Consider the following 17,299-nt stretch of genomic DNA (forward strand, 5'->3'; position numbering starts at 1 on the left):
GAAGAAAGTCGGTGAAACCTGCCGCCGGCCCGATCCACGTCGGCATTACTCTGGGAGGAGATCACCATGCGGCACCACTTCGGAGGCCCGATCCACGGGCGTATCCGCCCCAACGCGCTTTGCAGCGCCCTGATGTACGCCCTGCTCGCCTCGACCAGTGGCGCAGCCATGGCCCAGACCAGCTCGCCGGCCAATCCGTCGACCAGCCCGGCGGCCAGCCCGGCGGCCAACACCCCGGCCGTGGCAACGACACCGGCGCAAGACAGCACCCAGGCCGCAGCCGACCCGACCACACTGGACCAGGTCCAGGTCACCGGGGTGCGCGCCTCCATCCAGTCGTCCATCGACAAGAAGCGCGATGACACGGTGATCTCCGACGTGCTGTCGGCGCAGGACATCGGCGACCTGCCGGCGCCCTCGCTGGCCGACGCCATCGAGACCCTGACCGGCGCCGCCTCCACCCGCGACAAGACCGGCGCATCGGAAATTTCGATCCGCGGCCTCGGCGCGTTCCTGAGCAGCACCAACTTCAACGGCCGCGAGATCACCAACGGCAGCGGCGACCGCTCGGTCAACTTCAACATGTTCCCCGCCGAGCTGATCAACACGGTGGCCATCTACAAGACCCAGCGCGCCGACCTGATCGAAGGCGGCGTCGCCGGCACCATCGGCCTGGAGACCGTCAAGCCACTGGACTACGGCAAGCGCGCGGTCCAGCTGGACGCCAAGGGCACCTGGGCCGAATACGACAACAAGTTCCGCGACAAGGACGGCATCGGCTGGCGCGGCACCGGCAGCTACATCGACCAGTTCGAATTCGCCAACGGCGGCAAGCTGGGCGTGTCGCTGGGCATCCAGGCGCTGGACGGCAGCGACCCGGAAGAGAGCATGACCAGCGGCTCCACCTGGTATGCCTGCGACGGCACCCAGGTGAACTACACCGGCAACTGCAGCGAGGTCGATGGCAACCAGGTTGCCGCCGGTGCGCCGTATTACCTGGCGCCAAGCAGCCGCATCTATCGCCTCAAGCAGGAGCGCAACGACCGCCAGAGCGAATTCGCCTCGGTGCAGTGGCGACCCAACGACGTGGTCGAGCTCAACGTCGATTACGAACACACCGACCGCAACTGGCACGAGAACCGCTCGGACCTGAGCCTGTCCAATACGCGTCGTTCGATCAACGACCGCGTGGTCGATGAAAACGGCGTGCTGCAGAGTTTCTCCGGCAGCACCTCGATCGATTCGACCTCGACCAAGTACGACCGCAACGAGGAATACACCGGCGGCGGCGTGAACCTGATCCTGCGCCCGTCCGCAGCCTGGGAGATCTCCACCGACCTGTCCTATTCGCACACGCTGCGCCAGGACACCCAGCGCATCACCCGCCTGCGGGCCAACCGCAACGGCATCGACGGTGTCACCCCGGGCATCAGCAGCGGCACCACCGGCTATGTCAATTACGACTGGGTCAACGATGGCGATATCCCGGGCATCACCCTGGACCCTGCGTTCGACCCCAACAACGCCGATGCCTATACCGGTGCGGCGCAGGTCAGCTCGCGCGAAACCGACAACGAGCACACCATCCGCGCCGGCCGGTTCGACGTGAGCTACATGCCCGAAGACGGCTTCCTGACGAAGATCAAGGCGGGGCTGCGTGCGGCCGAGGCCGATTACACCTACTTCGACAACACCGTCACCACGGCCATCAGCTCCACCACCGCCGCCGGTCGCGCGCAGATCATCGCGGCCAACCAGGCGTGTCGTACCGCGTTCCCGCAGAGCGATTTCCTCGAAGACGGCGGCAGCGGCAACACGATCAGCAGCTGGGCCTACTTCGATCCGAGCTGCCTGTACGAGACCCTGACCGGCAGCAGCGATCTCAACATCGACACCAACCTGGTCGATCCGAGCAACGTCGATGTAACCGAGAAGACCAAATCGCTGTACCTGATGGGCGAGTTCCGCAGCGAGCTGTTTGGCATTCCCTACTCCGGTAACGCCGGCGTGCGCTGGGTCAAGACCGACGTGCGTTCGGCCGGTGCCCGCACCGATCTGGTCATCACCGACAACGGCGACGGCACCATCCAGCTCGATTCCACCGGCAACTACCAGACCAGCGTGTTCAAGGCCGGCAACGACAAGCTGCTGCCCAGCATCAACGCTGCGTTCGAACTGCACCCGGACCTGCTGCTGCGCGTGGCGGCCTATCGCGCGATGTCGCGCCCGGACATCGCCGCCCTGGGCGCCGGCCGCACCATCACCGTCACCAATGGCGAGAGCTACGCCAACCTGGCCGACGCGCTGGATGGCATCACCGCCGCCGGCAACCCGGCTGCCGAACCGCTGATGTCATGGAATGGCGATGTGTCGCTGGAGTGGTACCCGAACGCCGACACCATCCTGGCCGGCGCGTTGTACTGGAAGCAGTTCAACGGCGGCACCCAGACCGCGCTGGTCAACGAGGCCTACAACATCAACGGCCAGAGCGTGATCGTGCCGGTGCGACAGGAAGTCACCACCGATGAAAAGAGCACGCTGACCGGTTTCGAGCTGAGTGCCTCGCACCGGTTCTCGTACCTGCCCAAGCCCTTCGATGGCCTGGGCTTCAAGGTCAGCTACAACTACGCCGATGCCAACTACGAAACCCAGGACCCGCGCCTGGGCGAGCAGCTCGACACGGCCACTGGCCTGGTCACTCCGGCCATCGTCGCGCCGGCAGGCCTGAGCGGCTATTCGCGCCATGTGCTGTCCGGTTCGCTGTACTGGGACATCGGCAAGTTCAGCATGCAGGCGATCGGCAAGTTCCGCTCGCACTACTACCAGGACTTCACCGGCAACGCGGCCCAGCAGAACCGCTATTACGGCGACAACACTGCGGTGGATTTCCGCGCCAGCTACCGGTTCGACAAACACCTGTCCATGTCGCTGGAATTGATGAACCTGACCAACGAAGCACGCGTGGCGTACCAGCCCGAATATGGCAACTTCCGCGAATACGTCACCTACGGGCGACGTGCATATCTCGGTGTACGATATCGTTTCTGAAGATAGCGGCGCGGCCCCCGGGCTGCGCCGTTTTTTTGAGCCGCGGCCCCAGGATTGGGCACACTGCCCAGCATCGGAACCGGAAGCCAACACACAGGTCTTGCAAGCATGTCGGAGAATCGTCTCTACCAGTCCATCGCCGCGGAAATCCTCAAGCTGATCGAAGCGGGGGAATTTCCACCGGGCTCGCGCCTGCCGGGCGAGCGTGACCTGGCCGAACGCTTCGGTGTCAGCCGCGTCACCATCCGCGAGGCGGAAATCGCGCTGGAAGCGCAGGGCTGGATCGCCATCAAGACCGGTTCGGGCGTGTATGTGCGTGCGCGCCCATCCACGGCCACCGGATCGCTGCCCGATGTCAGCGCGTTCGACCTGACCGCCGCCCGCATCATGATCGAAGCCGAAGCTGCGGCCCTGGCTGCCAGCCGCATCACCGACACCGAAGTGATCGAACTGGAAGGCCTGCTGGCCGCGATGATCGACCCGGCCGCCAGCGAGGCCGAGCACAACGAGCACGACCGCAAGTTCCACCTGGCCATCGCCCGCATCTGCGGCAATCCGGTGGTCGAATACTGCATCCAGCAGATCTGGCGCATGCGGACCGAGCTGCCGCGGGTCAAGCAGGTCTATGCGCGGGTCTGCCACGACGATGGCAACGCCAAGACCGATGAGCACACCGCGATCCTGGATGGCCTGAAGGCGCGCGATCCGGCCGCGGCGCGCAATGCGATGCGCGGGCATTTCCAGCGCCTGTTCGAATCGATGCTGGAAGCGACCGAAAGCGAGGCGCTGGCCGAGATCCGCCGTCGCACCCAGGAAGACCGCGAGCGCTTCCTGGCGACCACGCGGATCTGAGGCCGCCACCCATGCGACCTTCGCCGACTGGCACCACCACGCCACGGCGCTAGACTTCTGCGCACCCGGCACGGAAGACTGCTTGATCCATGACGTTCACCGATGCCCCCCTGCACGGCCTGGTCCTGGCCGGCGGCTACAGCACCCGCATGGGGCGCGACAAAGCCCAGCTCAGCTATGGCAGGCAGCCACAGCTGCAGGCCGCGTTCGCGGTACTGCAAACGGTGGTGGCGCATTGCCATGTCTCAGTGCGTGCCGACCAGCGCGATGAGCCCTTGCGCGCGCGTTTTCCGCAGATCGTCGATGCGCGCACCGACATCGGCCCGGCCGCCGGCCTGCTGGCCGCACACGCCGCCGCGCCCGAGGCCGCGTGGCTGGCCGTGGCCTGCGATCTTCCACTGCTGGATGCCGACACGCTGGAACAGCTGATCGCCGCCCGCGAACCCGGCTTCGCCGCCATCGCGTTCCGCAGCGCCCACGACGGGCTGGCCGAACCGCTGTGCGCGATCTGGGAACCGCTCGCCCTGCAGCGACTGCAACGGCAGGTCGACGACGGGCGTTACGGGCTGCGCAGCGTGCTGGCCGGCGATGACGTCCGCCTGTTGCCGCTACCGACGCCGCATGTGCTCGACAATGCAAACACCCCGGACGACCGCGCGGCGCTGCTTCGCCGCAGCGTGCTTGACCATGGCTGATCCGTGCGCGACCAACACCGGCCTGCTGCGCCATGCCCAGGCCCTGGCACGGCTGCTCCAGCACGCAGCCGTGTTGCCCGCTGAAGCCTGCGCCGCACAGGACGCCGGCGGACGCGTGCTGGCGCAGGACGTCCTTGCGATCAGCGCCCTGCCCGCGTTCGACAACGCGGCCATGGATGGTTTCGCCCTGCATGGCGAAGGACAGACATTGTCTGCCGGCAGCGTGCTGGCCATCGCCGGCACCGTCGCCGCCGGTGACGCACCACCCGCACAGATCGCCCAGGCCTGGGAAATCATGACCGGTGCACCGCTACCGCCCGGCACCGACACCATCGTCCCGGTCGAGCGCACCGAGCGCGTCGACGCACGGCATGTGCGGCTGCTGGACGACGTCCGCAGCGGCCAGCACCTGCGCCGCCAGGGCAGCGACATGCAACCGGGCGAACATCTGGCCCAGGCCGGCCAGCGCGTGGATGCCACCGTGCAGATGCTGCTGGCCGCGCAGGGCATCACCGAGGTGCAGGTGCGCGCGCGCCCACGCGTGGCGATCCTGAGCACGGGCAAGGAGCTGGTCGATGACCCGGCGGTCGCACTGCAGCCGGGCCAGATCCGCGCATCCAACGGCCCGTATCTGGCCGCCGCACTGGAAGAAGCCGGTGCGTGCGTCATCGCCCATCACACGCTCGGCGACGACCCCGCAGACTTCGCTGCACGGCTTGCACGGCTCGCCCCCGACGTCGACCTGATCCTGACCACCGGCGCGGTGTCCGCCGGCATCCACGACTTCATCCCCGCCGCGCTGCAGGCGGCCGGGGCGACCCGGCTCTTCCACAAGACCGCAATCCGTCCGGGCAAGCCCTTGCTGGCCGCGCAGTTTCCGTCCGGCGCGCTGGTGCTGGGATTGCCAGGCAACCCGGTCGCCACCGCGGTCTGTTTCCGTTTCTTTGCGGTGCCGTTGCTGCGTGCCTGGCAGGGCCTGGCCGAAGAACGTCCGCTACGCGCGCGCCTGGCTGCCGACTGCCAGGGACGCACCGGCTTCCGCCAGTTCCTCAAGGCCCGCGTGGATCACGATGCGCAGGGCCAGTTGCAGGTGCAGGTGCTGACCGGGCAGGAGTCGTTCCGCATCGGCGCCCTGCTGCACGCCAACGCCTGGGCGGTGATCGACGAGGAGGCCGGCCTGCTGCCGGCCGGCACACCGATCGAAGTGCTGCCGCGCGACGCAGGCGGCCGCTGGCACTTCGACTAGGCCGCCGCGCGCACCTGCACCGGCACCGATTTGTAGGTGGGTGTGCCGGACTGCGGATCGTGGCTGTCCAGCGGCACCAGGCAGTTGCCTTCCGGGTAGTACATCGCCGCACAGCCGCGCGGAATGTCGTAGGCCACGGCGGTGAAGCCACGCACCGTATGCCCCTCATCGGCGATGCCCGGCATGTGCGAGGCGACATCGATCGCGTCGCCATGTTCCAGGCCCATCGCAGCCAGGTCTTCGGCATTGAGGAACACCACGTCGCGCCGGCCGCGCACGCCGCGGTAGCGGTCGTCCAGGCCGTAGATGGTGGTGTTGTACTGGTCGTGCGCACGCAACGTGGTCATGGTCAGCAGGCCGGGCGGCGTGGGGCCGTCTTCGGCCAGCCCGGGCGCGACCAGGAAATGCGCCTTCGCGCCCGGCCCGCCCCAGTCGCGCTCCGACGCACCCACCGGCAGGCGGAAGCCACCCGGCGTGCGGATGCGCAGGTTGTAGTCCTTGAAGATCGGGAACACGCCCTCGATGCCATCGCGGATGCGTGCGTAATCGTCGATCAGGTGCTGCCAGTCCACCTTGGTCTCCGGCAGCAGCGCCATGGCCATGCGCGCGACGATGGCAGGTTCGGACAACAGGTGTTCCGAAGCCGGCGTCAGCCCGCCCTGCGAGGCGTGCACCATCGACATCGAATCCTCCACCGTCACCGACTGCAGGCCCGATGCCTGCACGTCACGCTCGGTACGGCCCAGGCACGGCAGCAGCAGGACTTGCTTGGCCTGGATCAGGTGCGAGCGGTTGGGCTTGGTCGCGATGTGCACGGCCAGGTCCAGCGTACGCATCGCGGCGAAGCAGGCGTGCGGATCGGGCATCGCCACGGCCAGGTTGCCGCCGAGCGCGATCAAGGCTTTCGAGCGGCCATCGCGGATCGCGCGCAACGCCTCGACCGCGTCGTGGCCGTGGGTCAGCGGGAATTCGAACCCGTAGGTCTCGCGGATGCCATCCAGCAGCGCCTGGTTCGGCTTCTCGGTGATGCCGACCGTGCGGTCGCCCTGCACGTTGGAATGCCCGCGGATCGGCGCGATGCCGGCACCGGGCTTGCCCATGTTCCCGCGCAGCAGCAACAGGTTGGCCATCAGGTGGACGTTGGAGGTGCCGGCACGGTGCTGGGTCATGCCCATGCCGTAACAGATGATGACGCGCTCGGCCTTGGCGTAGACCTGTGCGGCGGCTTCGATATCGCTGCGCGACAGGCCGGACGCACGCACGATGTCATCCCATTGCGTGGCTTCGATGTCGGCACGCAGTGCATCCAGGCCATCGGTGTGCTGCGCGATGAAGGCGCGATCCAGCAAGCCCGCGCCACCGGCCGCGATGTCCGCCGCATCGGCCTGGAACAGCCACTTCATCATGCCCTTGAGCATGGCCGCATCGCCGCCGACCTTGACCTGGTAATAGGTCTGGGCGATCTGGGTGGGGCTGTTGGTCAGCATCTCGGCCGGATGCTGCGGCGAAACGAAACGCTCCAGGCCGCGCTCCTTCAGTGGATTGACCGCCACGATCGGCACGCCGCGCTTGGCGATGGCACGCAACGTGGTGAGCATGCGCGGATGGTTGGTGCCGGGGTTGTGGCCGAAACTGAAGAGCGCGTCGCAGTGGTCGAAATCCTCCAGCGTCACCGTGCCCTTGCCCACGCCGATCGACTGCGGCAGGCCGACGCTGGTGGCCTCATGGCACATGTTGGAGCAGTCGGGGAAATTGTTGGTGCCGTACTCGCGCACCATCAGCTGATACAGGAACGCCGCCTCGTTCGACGCACGGCCAGAGGTATAGAACTCGGCCATGTCCGGGTTCGGCAGCGCCCGCAGCGCCGCGCCGATGCGGGCGAAGGCCTCGTCCCAGGTGATCGGCAGGTAGCGGTCGCTGGCGTGGTCGTAAGCCATCGGATGGGTCAGCCGGCCCACGTCTTCCAGCTTGTGGTCGGTCCACTCCCACAGTTCGGACACGGTGTGCTGCGCGAAGAACGCCGGCGTGGCGCGCTTGGTGGTGGCCTCCCAGCTCACCGCCTTGGCGCCGTTCTCGCAGAATTCGAACGATGAGGTGTCGGCCGGGTCCGGCCAGGCACAGCCCGGGCAATCGAAGCCGGCCGGCTGGTTCACCCGACGCAGCGCCCCGGCTTCGCGCCCCACGCCCATCTGGTCCTTCAGCGCCTTGGCGACCGCGCGCAACGCCCCCCAACCGCCGGCCGGACCTTCGTAGTCCTCGATCCCGGGGACGTAGCGCTCTTCGTTCTTCATGGGGTGGCCTGCGCGTTGCGTGGGGAACCAGATGCTGCCACAGGCAGGTGCCAGCGTCTGTGGAGCTCCCCGAGTCAGCTCACATGCGGACCGGTGGCGCGACGCAGTAGCGATCAATGAACTGCTGGTGGGTCGGCATCGCGCCGACACAGTGGTCCAGCACCCGCGCCACCTTGTCCACGAAGTCCCGGACCTGGTCTTCGGGGAGCGCCTCCAGCAGCGGATGTTCGCGCTGCGGCACGATGCCCTGACCGACCAGGACCTGCACCCAACTGCTGACGGCGAAAAACTCCTCGCCATTGCGGTGGTAGCGACCGCTGCCGGCGAACAGATCCATCACCTGCTGCAGCGAATCGGGGATCTCCATCGCCGCGCAATGTCGCCAGAACGCACTGTCGTCACGCGTGGTGGCCTTGTAGTGCAGGATCAGGAAATCGCGGATGCGCTCCCACTCGAACACGGTGGCCTCGTTGTACCGCCGGATCAGGGCCGGATCGAACCGGCGATCCGGAAACACGTCCAGCAACCGCAGCAGGGCGTTGTGCACCAACAGGATGCTGGTCGATTCCAGTGGCTCCATGAAGCCACTGGCCAGGCCCATGGCCACCACGTTGCGCTCCCAGAACCGCTCGCGCCGACCGGTGGCAAAACGCAGCAGGCGCGGATCAGCCCGCGGCGCGCCTTCCAGGTTCCGCATCAGCGTGTCGGTCGCCTGCGCATCCTCCATGAAGGCACTGCTGTAGACATGCCCGTTGCCGACGCGGTGCTGCAGCGGGATATGCCACTGCCAGCCAGCCGTGCGTGCCGTGGAACGAGTGAACGGCTCGGGTGGCCCAGCCGGATCGCAGGGCACGGCCACCGCACGGTCGCACGGCAACCACCGGCTCCAGTCGACCCAGGGAACGTCCAGCGCCTTGCCCAGCAACAGGCTGGCAAAGCCGGAGCAGTCGATGAACAGGTCGCCCTCGATCCGGCGTCCGTCAGCCATCACCACGGCCTGTACGAACCCATCCTGCGGGCGCAGCTGGACATCGACCACGCGCCCCTCGTGTCGGACCACGCCCTGCTGCTCGGCGCGCGCGCGCAGGTAGCGCGCATACAGGCTGGCATCGAAATGGTAGGCATAGGCGATGTCGGCCAGCGGCGAACTGGCCGGCGCATCGCTCGGCGCAGACATGAAGCGCCCCTGCCCCGCCGCCAGGTTCTGCAGCACGTAGCGACCGATATCGGCATTGGCCCGGCCGGCATGTAGTTCGCGCAACCACAACTGGTGGAACGCCAATGGCCCCATGTCATAACCGACGGCGCCAAAGCCATGCATGTACGTGTCGCCCAGCCGACCCCAGTCACGGAACTGGATGCCGAGCTTGAAGGTCCCTTGCGTGTTGCGCAGGAAATCGGCCTCGTCCAGACCCAGCACGCGCGCGTTGAACGTCCGCACGCTGGGTACGGTCGCCTCGCCGACGCCGACGATGCCGATCTCGTCCGATTCGACCAGCTGCACGCGGCAATGCGGCAGGTGGCGGATCAATGCGACCGCCGCCGACCAGCCTGCCGATCCTCCACCAACCACCACGATGCTGGTGATGTTGTCCGGGTTCATGCGTTGCTCCTCTTCTGCCACTTCCGATAAGACAAGGCCCGCTTGCGCGGGCCCGTCCTTATGCCAAGGATGAAACCCAGGACATCACCAGATCACGCGTGCGCTCAAGAACACCGTGCGCGGCGGGCTGTAACTGGTCGAAGTATTGGTGTCGTTGTAAGCCACCGAGGGCGAGTACACGTTGTTGGTGCCGTAGGTGTAGTAGTAGCTGCTGTAGTTTTCCCAGTTGAACACGTTGATCACGTCGGCACGCACCTGCACGGTGACAGCCTCGGTGACATGCATGTCCTTGGACAGAGACAGATCCAGCTGGCGGGTTCCGAAGATCGGACCACCGATCAGGAAGCGCTGGCCAGGCAGGTGGGTGAGCGAGGCAGGTGTCGGCGTCTGGTCACTGGAATAGTTTGTATCGATGACCACGTTCAGCGGCTGTGGCGTGGCCAAAGTCAGCTTGCCCGACAGGCTGATATCCCAGGGCAGGTCGTAGGTGCCCGTCAGCACCAGGCGGTGCTTCGGCACCGAGGCCAGGTTGATGAGGGGATAGTCGTAGATGGTGCCTGCATCGAACGCATAGTGCTCGTCGCCACCACGGTTACCCTGGGCGCTGGAGAAGGTATAGGCCGCCGTGAATCCCCAACCGGAATCCTTGGTGTAAGGCTTATCGGCCGACAGCAGGACCTGCTTGGCCTTGGTCTCGATCCCGTTATCCCCCAGGATGATCGAGCCGAGGCCGGTCGCGTTATGACCCCACGGCTGACTGCCATCCTGCCAGAAGCTGCCATCAGCGTAGCGGCTACCCAGGGTGAAGGCCAAGCCATCCTTGCTGTGCACGTAGGCCAGCGTGGCCGAGGTGTTCCAGTCGCCCATCTGGTGACGCAGACCCAGCGAGAACTGGTCCGAATACGGCGTCTTGAGATTGTTGTTGAGCATGTCGACTTCGGTACCCGAGCGCGAAGTCGGATCCACGACCAGCGAAGACACTGCATTGATGCCTGACAGGTACGAGGGATCCCAATTGACGCAGGACTGGGCCACCAGCGTGTCGCAAGCACCAGACTCCAGGAAGCTGATGGTGTACTGCGACAACGCGCCCTTGACCTGCTCCAGGCCCAGGTAGTCGTACAGGTTGCGGTCGTAGCTACGGCCCGCGCCACCGAACATCACCCAGCGCTGGTCGGCGTTGAAGTCGTAGGAGAAGCCAAGGCGTGGGGCGATGTTGCCCTTGTCGGCCTTGCGGTTGCTGCCGGTGCTGATGTAATCGTTCATGTCGATGCCACCCAGCGCCATCGTCTGCGCGAAGGTCTGGCCGTCCGGCGCATTCGGATCCTGCGTGTTGAGCGCATCGATCACCGCCTGCGGCGTCTTGTAATCCAGGTACGAGGGCACCTTCTCGTAATCCCAGCGCACGCCCAGGTTCAGCTGCAGGTGATCGTTGACGTCCCAGTCGTCCTGGATATACAGGCCGATCTGCTTGTCCTTGGTGGTGACGCTTGGCGAGAAGCCCGCGTAGGGATAGCTAAACACCACCTGGTACGGAATGTCGGCAGTTCCGCCGCCATCGGTGACCGCATAGTAGAAGGACGGATTGACGGTCGAGTTCTCGCTCTGGGTCAGCTCCACGTCCTTGTACTTGACGCCCATCTTGATCACGTGGTCGCCATGCCAGCTGAAGCTGTTGAAGGTCAGGTCATCCTGGAAAGCAGGACCCTTTTGGCCCTTGTGCTGGATCGACAGGCCCGAGGTCGCGTCGTCATAGATCAGCACATTGTTCTGGTTCTGGCCGGCCGTGTAGACACTCTGGCTGCCGATGGTCTTGGCAGTCGGATTGAACAGCACATCCTCGTAGGTGATGCGCGCTTCATTGAAGTAGCTCTCGCCGTAGTGCTCCCACTTCAGGTCGTAGCGATCCTCGGAATTCTTGTTGATCTTGGCTGCTTCGGCGGTGGTGTTGCCACCGACGCTGTCGATGCTGTCCTCGCGGCGCACCTTGGCGGTCAGTTCCAGGCGGTCGTTATCGCCGATTTCCCAGTCGATCTTTCCGAAATACAGGTCCTCGTTGAACGGACGGGTGATCGGGCCGTACTTGGCCTGGACCGAGGCCGGAAGATCGTCTGCATAGTTCAGATAGCTCGTATTGACCACGGCCACCGGATCATCAGGGATGACGAAGCCCTTGCCTTCGTAAGAAACGAAGAAATGCATCTTGTCCTGGATGATCGGGCCGCCCAGGGCGAAACCGTATTCGTTCTGGTGGGTCTTCTGCTTGTCGCCGCCACCGGGTGCCGCCTCGGCCACGGTCTGGGCGCGCCAATCGGAATTGGTCATGCGACCGAACACTTCGCCATGGAATTCGTTGGTACCCGACTTGGTCGCCGCCACGATCGCCGCCGAACCAACCTGGTCGAACTCGGCCTTGTAGTTGGAGGTGATGACCTTGTACTCACCGATCGCCAACTGCGGGAAAGGATTACCCGCGCTCTGCTGCTGGCCCGACACGCCGCCGAACAGATAGCTCTTCTGGCCGACGCCATCAATGTAGACGTTGACCGCTGAGGTCTGCTGGGCACCGCCGCGGATATCGCTGTGGCCCGACGAATCGGTGGTGAACTGCATGCCCGGCACGGTGTCCGCGAACTCGAGGAAGTTGCGGGTCAGCTGCGGGACGTTGTTGATCTGCTGGAGCGAGATATTGGTGCCGACTTCGGAGGTCTTGACCTCCTGCAACGGCGGCGCCTTGACCTGCACCGTGTCCAGGTTGGTGGCGTCACCGGCCGGCGCCTCCGGCGCCTTGGTCAGGTCCAGGCTCACCGAGGTGGCCACCGACAAGGTCACGGTCTTGGTGTTGCCACCAGCCTGTACCGAATAGGTGCCAGGCGGCAGGCCCACCAGCGCATAGCTGCCGTCGGCACTAGCGACCACGCGACGGCTCAGGCCGGTGGCGGTATTGGTCGCAGTCACCTCAGCGCCATGCTCAGCCTTGCCGCGAAGGGTGGCATTGGCCGACTGTGCAAAGCCGGGCATGGACGCCGCCATGCAGCCAACCAGGGCAATGGCCAGCACGCTGCGGGACGGGGTACGACGGAATGAATGCTTGCTCTTCATGACTTTGCCCTCCTTAGGGCAGTCGGAACACTTGGCTTGGGACGTCTTTGCGGGAAATCGGAACAGCGGTAATGCAAGGACCGAAAGAAGGCGATGGTCAGCCCGTGCGTCGCGCCGGGACGGCGCTGGAATCACGCACGACGAGTTGTGGCACCAGGGCCGAGGCATCCCCGGGCACGGCGGCATCGCCGCCCAACGCGGGGTGCTGGAGAAGGAGTTGCAGCGCGCGGGCGCCCAGGCTGGCGATGTCCACGCGCATGGTGGTCAGGGCGGGATTGACGTAACGCGCCATCGGCACGTCGTCGAACCCGGCCACGGCGATGTCCTCGGGCACCTGCAGGCCGGCCTTGCGCAGGGCGAACAGGCAGCCCAGGGCCATCATGTCGTTGGCGGCAAACACCGCATCCGGACGCTCGCCGCTGGCGAAGCGCTCGCCTGCCGCGTAGCCCGATGCCTCGTCGAACGTACCTTCCATCGTCCACTCCGGCCCGGCATCGGCCTCGCTGGCCAGCGCGTCGCGATACCCACGTAGGCGCTCGCAGGCGTCGAAGTTGTCGGTCGGGCCGCAGATGAAGGCGATCCGGCGATGGCCCACGTCCAGCAGATGGCGGGTCATGGCATAGGCGCCGCCGTAGTTGTCCACGTTGAGTACGGTGGCGCGCGGGCTGCCGGCGCAGTTCATCAGGACCGCCGGCACGTCCGGTGCCAGGGCTTCGTCCAGCGATTCCTCGCTGCCCAGGAATGGCGACATCACCAGCACGCCATCCACCCGGCCTGGCGTGGCCCGCAGTGCATCGCGCTGCTCGGCCAGGCTGCCGTGGCAGCTGGACACAAGCAGGTGCAGGCCGCGTTCGCGGGCGGCATGGTCGATGCCACGCATCAGTTCGGAAAAGAATTCGCCGTACAGGTCCGGCAGGACCACGCCGATGGTGTGGGTGCGGCGGCTGCTCAGCGCACGGGCCGCATGGTGCGGGCTGTAACGCAGGTCGGCGGCGACCTTCAGGATGCGGGCACGCACCTCTTCGGCCACGTACTGGCGACCATTGAGTGCCCGCGACACGGTGGCCACGGAGACCTCGGCGACGCGGGCGACATCCTTGATGGTGATGTTCATGCGTGTCCGGCCGCGCAGGCCTGGCACAGGGACGACACCAGCCAGCGCTTCCGGGATCCGGAACAGCGCTGGGACACCCCCGGTGACAAGGATGAATTACATGTGTCTTCTGGCACTGGAAGCCCCCTTCCTGGACCGCTGCCCCTTTGGCGGGCGGCACCGTATCAGGAGTTGCAAGCGCTTACATGCTGCGCCGCAAGCTGCAATTTGACGGCATGTTCTGCTAGCCACCAGAAGTCATGGCAAGCCCTTCAAATAACGGTTTTTGAAGGTTTCACCCAGCGCTTGTGTGACAGCGCTTGCGCAATTCACGCACTTGACGCCAGGTCCTCGCTGCGATGCGCCATATTGAGTGCGCAATCGGCGCACTGGTCGGACACGTCATGTCCTGCCAGACACGCCGGCGGGACCCGGACCGGACAGCACGGAACAAGCACCGAGCGGAAATAGGGAAAGCAGCCTTGCCCCCGGGCATCGACAGGCACGCTTGCTCGCCCGACTACTCCGTGCCGGAAGCGACACACGGGCTTTCCGACATACGGTCGACATCGGACACATCCATGCAGCACAGCGGCGCTACGATCAGCGGCTGGTTGCCGGGGGGTGACCACGACACGTGGCTGGGGCCGATGTCCAGTATCCAAAGAGAACTCGTGCAGGAGCGCGTGTCCGGTGTGGCATTGCATCTGGCCTGCCATACCAGCGACAGCGAAGTCGACCGCACCACCTGGGCGGCCAGCCTGCTGCTGGCCGCGACCCGCGACCTGGGCCCACAAGAGCGCTCGGCCGTACGCCGGGGCGTATCCGACCTACTGCACATGCTCGGGTTCGTCAGCCTCCGCTAGGAGCGGCACCTGTCCAGCGACCCGGGCATTGCGCACCGGGTCCATTCTTGAAGCCGGTATCCGCCGAAGTGACAGCGCCTCAGCCGGATGCGACGGCGGGTTCTCAGCTGGCCGTGCCGGTTGATGCGTCTATGTATTCCCGACGCACGCGCTTGATCCCGCACAGCAGCGCATAGCCACTGGTGCCGCAGGTTTCTGCGATCTGCGAGGGCGTGGGCAACGGTTGATGGCCCCAGAGCACGACCTTGCTGCCCACGGTGGCCTGTGGCAGGTCGGTGATGTCCACCGTCAGCATGTCCATCGACACCCGGCCGACCAGGCGCGTGGCCACGCCATCGACCACGACCGGCGTGCCGTTGGGTGCCAGCTGCGGATAACCATCGGCATAACCCATCGCAACCACGCCGATCCGCATCGACACCGGCGCGGTAAAGCGCGCGCCGTAGCCCACCGCTTCACCCGCAGGCAGGTCGCGCACCGCGATCAACCTGGATTCCAGCTGCATCACCGGCCGCAGCACGTGTGGGATCTCCGCCGTCAACGGGAACGGATTGGCGCCATACAACATCAGGCCCGGGCGCACCCAGTCGCTGTGGATGCCGGGCCAGCCCAGCAATGCCGGCGAATTGTTGAAACTGGTCTTCCCGGTGAAGCCCTGCGTGGCCTGTTCGAACACCACGCGCTGGCGCTCGCTGAAATCGCTATCCAGCTCGTCGGCGCGGGCCAGGTGGCTCATCGCCACCACCGAGGCGATCTTCGGATCGTTGGACAGCTGCTGCAGCGCACGGGCGAAATCGTCCGGTGATAGGCCCAGCCGATGCATGCCGCTGTCCAGCTTCAACCAGACGTGCAGCGGCGCGCTCGGAGTGAAGTTCGCCAATGCTTGCAGCTGCCAGGGCGACGCCACGGCGGTCCAGAGTCGATGCTGATCGACCAGCGGCAGTTCGTCGGCGTCGAGAAAACCTTCCAGCAGCAGGATCGGCGTGGTGATGCCGGCCTCGCGCAGCTCGATGGCTTCTTCGATGCAGGCCACGCCGAAGGCGTCGGCGAGCGGCTCCAGCGCGCGCGCGCAACGCACCGCGCCATGGCCGTAGGCATCGGCCTTGATGATGGCCACGGCCTTGCCGCCACCGAGTCGACGCGCCAGCAGGTAGTTGTCCTGCAACGCGCCCAGATCGATCAGAGCGCGGGCTGGGCGCATCGTGCGGCCTCTTGTCCGGCGCGCGCGGCGCCACGGTAACGGAACATGTTCAAACCTTCGGTGTCGATGGCCGGTGCCTGGCCCGCCATCAGGTCGGCCAGGTAGCGGCCCGAGCCGCACGCCATGGTCCAGCCCAGCGTGCCGTGCCCGGTGTTGGTGTAGAGATTGGCTAGCGGCGTGGCGCCGACGATCGGCGTGCCGTCAGGCGTGGCCGGACGCAGGCCGGTCCAGAACTGTGCATTGTCCAGCGCGCCGCCCCTGGGATAAAGGTCATTGACCACCAGCTCCAGGGTCTTGCGCCGCTGTGGGTTGAGCGACAGGTCGAAGCCGGCCAGCTCGGCCATGCCGCCGACGCGGATGCGCTGGTCGAAGCGGGTGATGGCGACCTTGTAGCTTTCGTCGAGGATCGTGGACACCGGCGCCATCGCCGCGTCGGTGATCGGCAGGGTCAGCGAATAGCCCTTGAGCGGATACACCGGCAGGTCCAGGCCCAGCGGCGCGACCAGCTGCGGCGAATAGCTGCCCAGTGCCAGCACGTAGCGGTCGGCGGTTTCGACCTTGCCATCCAGGCGCACGCCGGTGACACGGCGGCCGTCACCTTCGATGGCGTCGATGCGGGTGTTGTAGCGGAACTCGACGCCAGCCTGGCGTGCCATCGCTTCCAGGCGCTGGGTGAACAGGTTGCAGTCGCCGGTCTGGTCGTTGGGCAGGCGCAATGCGCCCACCAGCGGTGCGCGGGCCTGGGCCAGCGCCGGTTCGTAGCGGGCGATACCGGCCGGGTCGAGCAGTTCGAACGGCACCCCGGAATCTTCCAGCACCGCGACATCCTTGGCCGCGCCGTCCAGCTGGGCCTGGGTGCGGAACAGCTGGATGGTGCCCAGGCGCCGGCCTTCGTAATCGATGCCAGTCTGGGCGACCAGGTCGTCCAGGCAGTCACGGCTGTATTCGGACAGGCGCACCATGCGCGCCTTGTTGCGGGCGTAATGCGCGCTGGTGCAGTTGCCCAGCATCTGCAGCATCCAGGTGTACTGGCGCACGTCCATGCCCGGCTTGATCGCCAGCGGCGCGTGCTTCTGGAACAGCCACTTGAAGGCTTTGAGCGGCACGCCCGGCGCGGCCCAAGGCGAGGCATAGCCCGGCGAGACCTGCCCGGCGTTGGCGAAGCTGGTCTCCTGTGCCGGCGCCGGCTGGCGGTCCACGACCGCCACCTCGAACCCGGCCTGGGCCAGGTACCACGCCGTGGTGGTGCCGATCACCCCACTTCCCATGACCAGAACGCGCACTGTTTCACCCATGTCCGAA

At 66.0% G+C, this 17,299-nt stretch carries 11 protein-coding genes; 5 read left to right on the forward strand and 6 right to left on the reverse strand.

The annotated features are described in order from the left end of the window. Window positions 1–132: 132 nt before the first annotated feature. The 4 genes from O8I58_RS07705 to glp all read left to right on the forward strand — a co-directional run bounded on the left by O8I58_RS07705 (window position 133) and on the right by glp (window position 5,841). Entirely contained in the window at window positions 133–3,048 is a 2,916-nt protein-coding gene (locus O8I58_RS07705; protein ID WP_298321997.1) for a TonB-dependent receptor, read from the forward strand. A gap of 108 nt (window positions 3,049–3,156) precedes the next feature. After that, on the forward strand, window positions 3,157–3,900 hold the full coding sequence (locus O8I58_RS07710; protein ID WP_298321999.1) for a FadR/GntR family transcriptional regulator: 744 nt from the start codon (window positions 3,157–3,159) through the stop codon (window positions 3,898–3,900). A gap of 89 nt (window positions 3,901–3,989) precedes the next feature. Next, complete coding sequence (locus O8I58_RS07715) at window positions 3,990–4,595, forward strand: NTP transferase domain-containing protein (protein WP_298322001.1); 606 nt, start codon at window positions 3,990–3,992, stop codon at window positions 4,593–4,595. After that, on the forward strand, window positions 4,588–5,841 hold the full coding sequence (glp, locus tag O8I58_RS07720) for a molybdopterin molybdotransferase MoeA (RefSeq protein WP_298322003.1): 1,254 nt from the start codon (window positions 4,588–4,590) through the stop codon (window positions 5,839–5,841). Before O8I58_RS07715 ends, glp begins: the two co-directional genes overlap by 8 nt. Here the strand turns inward: glp and O8I58_RS07725 are convergent. From O8I58_RS07725 to O8I58_RS07740, 4 genes are all read right to left on the reverse strand, one after another. Further along, window positions 5,838–8,132, reverse strand: coding sequence for an FdhF/YdeP family oxidoreductase (locus O8I58_RS07725; RefSeq protein ID WP_298322005.1), 2,295 nt, complete (start codon window positions 8,130–8,132; stop codon window positions 5,838–5,840). The two genes, glp and O8I58_RS07725, sit on opposite strands and share 4 nt — an antisense overlap. 79 nt (window positions 8,133–8,211) lie before the next feature. Continuing rightward, entirely contained in the window at window positions 8,212–9,735 is a 1,524-nt protein-coding gene (locus O8I58_RS07730) for a tryptophan halogenase family protein (RefSeq protein ID WP_298322007.1), read from the reverse strand. An 84-nt stretch (window positions 9,736–9,819) separates the two neighbouring features. Further along, on the reverse strand, window positions 9,820–12,837 hold the full coding sequence (locus tag O8I58_RS07735; protein WP_298322009.1) for a TonB-dependent receptor: 3,018 nt from the start codon (window positions 12,835–12,837) through the stop codon (window positions 9,820–9,822). Between the two features lie 97 nt (window positions 12,838–12,934). Continuing rightward, window positions 12,935–13,951, reverse strand: coding sequence for a LacI family DNA-binding transcriptional regulator (locus O8I58_RS07740; RefSeq protein WP_298322011.1), 1,017 nt, complete (start codon window positions 13,949–13,951; stop codon window positions 12,935–12,937). A 629-nt stretch (window positions 13,952–14,580) separates the two neighbouring features. Between O8I58_RS07740 and O8I58_RS07745 the strand changes: the two genes are divergently transcribed. Further along, window positions 14,581–14,796, forward strand: coding sequence for a hypothetical protein (locus O8I58_RS07745; RefSeq protein ID WP_298322013.1), 216 nt, complete (start codon window positions 14,581–14,583; stop codon window positions 14,794–14,796). 103 nt (window positions 14,797–14,899) lie between these two features. Here the strand turns inward: O8I58_RS07745 and alr are convergent, their stop codons facing one another. Further along, on the reverse strand, window positions 14,900–15,997 hold the full coding sequence (gene alr, locus O8I58_RS07750; RefSeq protein WP_298322015.1) for an alanine racemase: 1,098 nt from the start codon (window positions 15,995–15,997) through the stop codon (window positions 14,900–14,902). Beyond that, entirely contained in the window at window positions 15,976–17,280 is a 1,305-nt protein-coding gene (locus O8I58_RS07755) for a D-amino acid dehydrogenase (RefSeq protein WP_298322017.1), read from the reverse strand. The genes alr and O8I58_RS07755 overlap by 22 nt, the downstream gene beginning before the upstream one ends. Window positions 17,281–17,299 lie beyond the last annotated feature (19 nt).

Origin of the sequence: Pseudoxanthomonas sp. (assembly GCF_027498035.1) — a bacterium.
Taxonomy (GTDB): Bacteria; Pseudomonadota; Gammaproteobacteria; order Xanthomonadales; family Xanthomonadaceae; genus Pseudoxanthomonas_A.

Excerpts from the sequence above, each read along its gene's own strand:
- O8I58_RS07705 (WP_298321997.1), top strand. The coding sequence starts at position 133 with ATGTACGCCCTGCTCGCCTCGACCAGTGGCGCAGCCATGGCCCAGACC.
- O8I58_RS07710 (WP_298321999.1), top strand. The coding sequence starts at position 3,157 with ATGTCGGAGAATCGTCTCTACCAGTCCATCGCCGCGGAAATCCTCAAG.
- O8I58_RS07715 (WP_298322001.1), top strand. The coding sequence starts at position 3,990 with ATGACGTTCACCGATGCCCCCCTGCACGGCCTGGTCCTGGCCGGCGGC.
- glp (WP_298322003.1), top strand. The coding sequence starts at position 4,588 with ATGGCTGATCCGTGCGCGACCAACACCGGCCTGCTGCGCCATGCCCAG.
- O8I58_RS07725 (WP_298322005.1), bottom strand. The coding sequence starts at position 8,132 with ATGAAGAACGAAGAGCGCTACGTCCCCGGGATCGAGGACTACGAAGGT.
- O8I58_RS07730 (WP_298322007.1), bottom strand. The coding sequence starts at position 9,735 with ATGAACCCGGACAACATCACCAGCATCGTGGTGGTTGGTGGAGGATCG.
- O8I58_RS07735 (WP_298322009.1), bottom strand. The coding sequence starts at position 12,837 with ATGAAGAGCAAGCATTCATTCCGTCGTACCCCGTCCCGCAGCGTGCTG.
- O8I58_RS07740 (WP_298322011.1), bottom strand. The coding sequence starts at position 13,951 with ATGAACATCACCATCAAGGATGTCGCCCGCGTCGCCGAGGTCTCCGTG.
- O8I58_RS07745 (WP_298322013.1), top strand. The coding sequence starts at position 14,581 with ATGTCCAGTATCCAAAGAGAACTCGTGCAGGAGCGCGTGTCCGGTGTG.
- alr (WP_298322015.1), bottom strand. The coding sequence starts at position 15,997 with ATGCGCCCAGCCCGCGCTCTGATCGATCTGGGCGCGTTGCAGGACAAC.